This window comes from Aggregatibacter actinomycetemcomitans (genome assembly GCF_003130205.1).
GTDB lineage: Bacteria > Pseudomonadota > Gammaproteobacteria > Enterobacterales > Pasteurellaceae > Aggregatibacter > Aggregatibacter actinomycetemcomitans_A.
Genome location: NZ_NRDF01000030.1, coordinates 1 through 3,201, shown reverse-complemented (window position 1 = coordinate 3,201; position 3,201 = coordinate 1). Strand labels below are relative to the sequence as shown.

Here is a 3,201-nt window from a genome sequence, read left to right as displayed (position 1 = left end):
GTTTGTTTTTTGTTTGGGAACAAAAATTATACACTATTATGAACTCTTCTTTTTTGCACTTGGATTGTAAATTCAAGGTATAAAAAAACGCCATGATGATTATGGCGTTTGGGTTCTTTTTCGCTTTATTTCACCAACATTTTCGGCACCTCACCAAACCCTGCCGGTAGCGGTTGGTTAGAGATCAGCAGATCAAATTGCGTTAATTCGCCGATATAGGCTTGTTGGATTTTATGCACTTTATGGTGATCAAAAACCAAAATGGCCAGTTGGGTTTTTGCCATAGCTTTTTGTTTCACTTTCGCTTCATCCACGCTAAAACAGGTTACGCCTTTTTTCACATCGACGCCGGCGGCGGAAATAAAGGCTTTGGTGGTGCAAATGGCGTCCAGTTCACTGTGTAATTGCACTGAAGTCAGGAAAGAATTGTGGCGCGAATAATGCCCGCCGCACAGAATCGCTTCGCAGTACGGTTTGTCCTGCAACGCCATAAAACTATTGATGGAGCAACAAAGTGCAGTGAATTTTATCTGCGGATCGATTTGCGAAATGATAAACGGAATGGTGGTGCCGCAATCGAAGAACACGGTATCGCCGTCTTTGACGAGATTGGCAGCAAGTTTGCCGAGCCACATTTTTTCTGTAATGTGGCGAGTTTGTTGGTCAAAAATCTGATAATGATTGCCACTTTTTTGCGGATTCATCACGATATAACCACCCAATAACACCACGTTGCCGCCGTCGGAATTCAGATCACGGCGTAAAGTCATCTCCGACACATCGAGCATTTTTGCCGCATCGCGCAGATGGATTTTGTCCGTTTGCCTGAGCAAAAATTTCAGCTTTTGCACCCGCGAGATTTGTTTTTTCTCCATGTTATCTTTCCTGATACATCGGTTAATAGGTGCTGTCGGCTCCCTGCAAGCCGTGTAATGGCGATGCCCGCACTGGCGCCGATACGGGTTGCGCCCGCTTCAATCATGGCTAACGCGCTTTGCGTGTCGCGAATCCCGCCGGAGGCTTTCACGCCGATGCCCCCCACGGTTTGTTTCATCAACGCCACATCTTCCACGGTGGCGCCGCCTTTATTGAAACCGGTAGAGGTTTTCACAAACGCCACATTTAACCCTTTGCAGATTTCACAGGCACGCACGATTTCTTCTTTGCTCAGCAGGCAGGTTTCCAAGATCACTTTCAACGGCGTGCCGTGACAGGCAGCAAGTACGCTCTGAATATCCGTTTTCACCGCGTCCCATTTACCGGATTTAATCCACCCAACATTAATCACCATGTCGATTTCATTGGCGCCGGCGGCAATGGCTTCCTTGGTTTCAAAGGCTTTCACGGAGGTGAGATTCGCCCCCAACGGAAACCCCACCACCGTACAAATTTTCACATCGGAACCGGCAAGTTTTTGTTTTGCCAACGGAATATGGCAGGAATTGATACAAACGGAAAAGAAATGATGTTCAAGGGCTTCATCACACAGCTTCAAAATATCCGCCTCGGTTTTCTCGGCAGTGAGGGCGGTGTGGTCAATATAATGGGCGATTTGTTTTGCGTTCATTGATAACTCCTTATTGCAACAATTAGTTAAGAAATTATAACGAAAATAAATTTTAGGAATGTGATCTGTATAACATTTTTGAGGTTTTTTATTGAGTGGGGGGATTTTTGTGAGATTTGTAACAGAGAGGAGAAAGAAAAGTGATCTACCCCCCAAAAAAACTGGACATTTAATTTGAGGTGCAGATTATGTCTTACTCTTATCAATTTCGTTTAAAAATTATCAAGCCGGTCACCGAGCAGGATTTCGGTATATGAGAGGTGGCTAAATTTCATCAGATTTCTCGTTCTCAAGTCATTTATTGGAAAAGCCTTTCGTGAAAGAGGGCTTGATGGCGTAAAATCGCCTTATACAAACCTAAAACCTCCAAAATTCTGAAACCCCAAATGAAAAGAACGCAGATTGAAGTGGCTGAAACAAGCGACTTTTCACCATAAGCCTTTAAAAAACTGAAACGGGAACCCGCCCTTGCAAAAGCGGAGATTGATTATCTAAAAAAGTTAGGGCAACTGGACGATCAAAAACGACGGCAGAAAAAAGAAAAGTCATCAAAAAGTTAAAGGAAAAGCAAGGTTATAGCCGGGTGAATTTCGACCTTGATGGACTTAGTGAACCGGGAAATTATTGCTTATAATTTTGCTACGCGCCCCCGAGTTTTCGCCGGTGAAAAAGATGTTAGAGGAGGGGCTTAGTCGTCTAAAACCGACAGACTCCCCGATTATTCACAGCGACCGGGATATATTATATGGCACGGCAGAATGGGTTGAACATGTTAGAGGAGAAAGCCATGCAAAGCATGAACCGCCGAGGAAATTGCGGCGACAATACCGAGATTGAAAGTTTTTTTGCTATCTTGAAATTAGAATGTTTTTACTCACACACTTAAGCATCTACTGTTGAATTACAGGTAGAAATGCTTAAATTTTACACCGTACTTTGGTGATTTCTATTACTTGGTTTTTATTTAGCACCATTATCTATGGGATTGGGATTTTTGGGGCAGGTTATTAAAGTATAAGGGCTGTACTAGATATAACTAGACTACTGTTTTACCAGCCGGGAACCATCTGAATTATCACTGATAAACCTTGTTAATGCTAGGTTTCTATAATTCACTACTTAGTTCGTATTACTAAAATCCAAAGGGCCTATAAAAATGTTAGTAATTAGGAGGTTTTTGAACACCATAAAAAGAGGTTGGGCAGCTTATAAATTTAACCCCATGCAAGTGGCAACCATCAAAAGATGGCGATGGCTAAGAATGTGAAAATTTGTTGGAAACCGCGCGCCTAATCCCGTGGCGTGGAGTAGCGCCTTGGGAGTACCTTTTTATTCTCTTTTAACGGGTGAATTTTTATCCGTCATCTGAAATCTTAATTTTACGAGTGTAAAAATTGAGTTGGTCGAGCGGTTTCAGGGTGTGAAAGCTGTAGATACTGTTTACCAACCACAAGTTTGTTTAGCTTAGTGAAAAAGCATTTGACTTTGGGGGCGGGAGACAGTATCTAATGCCCGCATGTGCGCCAACACCGTTTTGCCGCTGAGAAAAATCCCTTGCTGCTGTAACTTGAGCCGAATCATGCGGTAACCATCCCGCCCCTGATTCGCCTGATAAAGGTCGAGGATACGCTGTC

2 protein-coding genes and 2 pseudogenes are annotated in these 3,201 nt (G+C 43.4%); 1 reads left to right on the top strand and 3 read right to left on the bottom strand.

The genetic code is table 11. The features are described from left to right. Positions 1–125 precede the first annotated feature (125 nt). On the bottom strand, positions 126–875 hold the full coding sequence (gene deoR, locus DK423_RS10900; protein ID WP_005555740.1) for a DNA-binding transcriptional repressor DeoR: 750 nt from the start codon (positions 873–875) through the stop codon (positions 126–128). Positions 876–897: 22 nt separating this feature from the next. Continuing rightward, positions 898–1,567, bottom strand: a pseudogene (gene deoC, locus DK423_RS10895) (deoxyribose-phosphate aldolase). A gap of 188 nt (positions 1,568–1,755) precedes the next feature. On the opposite strand from deoC, the pseudogene DK423_RS11625 reads away from it, so the two are divergent. Then, positions 1,756–2,127, top strand: a pseudogene (locus DK423_RS11625) (transposase). Between the two features lie 904 nt (positions 2,128–3,031). On the opposite strand, the gene DK423_RS11620 reads toward DK423_RS11625, so the two are convergent. Then, a complete protein-coding gene (locus tag DK423_RS11620; RefSeq protein ID WP_325048023.1) occupies positions 3,032–3,193 on the bottom strand; it encodes a hypothetical protein in 162 nt (53 codons plus the stop codon). Positions 3,194–3,201: the final 8 nt, after the last annotated feature.